The organism is Collinsella sp. Sow4_E3, from assembly GCF_052116285.1.
Taxonomy (GTDB): Bacteria; Actinomycetota; Coriobacteriia; order Coriobacteriales; family Coriobacteriaceae; genus Collinsella.
Window position 1 is genome coordinate 1 of the sequence record NZ_JBQKLJ010000076.1, and the last position, 855, is coordinate 855.

The 855-nt window shown below is 33.0% G+C and carries 1 protein-coding gene; it reads right to left on the reverse strand.

Features of this window, described 5'->3' with window-relative positions:
* The coding region (locus tag ACTQ48_RS11305; protein ID WP_441571001.1) for a PBECR4 domain-containing protein at window positions 1-360 on the reverse strand (360 nt) is incomplete at its 3' end.
* Window positions 361-855: the final 495 nt, after the last annotated feature.

Sequence of the window (855 nt, forward strand, 5' to 3'; positions counted from 1 at the left end):
GTCTAGCTTCATAGATGAACCAAACTTATCTGCTTCAGACACATATATCACTGAATCATTGTATCCCTCTAAAAATATTTCTAGAATAAATTCAAATAGCTCTACTCGATCTTTTATAGTACCAAAATTGCTGTGCCTTTGCAGATGTTTATATGTAATAACTTCATCATTCAATTTTTGACAAATTATTCTAGGTGAATCCTTATAAATTTTGTGTAAACCCAATAAATGTGGGAGTTGTAAGATGTCAAATTTTACATAAAAACAGTCCAGTTTAACAAATGGCGTTGTTATAACAGCCATTTTGCCATCAAGATTTGATAAAAATAAGTTGTATGTTTTCTGCAAATCTTTAGGCATTTTTACAACTCCTCTATAATTTTAGACATAAAAAAAAAGAGTGCAAATCATGGATACCGTCCCATGCTGACCAACGCTAGGTTAACCCACCTGCTGGGGAACGTGGGTGCACTCAATTCCCACTTTGCTTGTAAATAATGATCTAAAGCTAGACTAGAAAACGAGGTAATGATATCCTTTCCTCACACTTAATATAACATCTAAATGTATCGTATGCAATAAAAATATCTCATGAAATTATTTAAAATACAGCATAAAAACAAGTTTAAGAAGATTTTTTCACTTACAAACACGTAAATGTGCCTGATCATCAGCTGGTTGCCATATTGTTAATTTTAATTAAATAACAAAAAAAAGAGTCACCTTTGGGAAGGCGACTCAAAGAAAGTTATTCTTAGTATCCAGTTCCCCAGGTATTCGATGGATTTCCATCATTTGGGCCAACAGGAATATGAATTCTTGTTCCGTTTGAATCTGTTCCACCTAGCCATACAT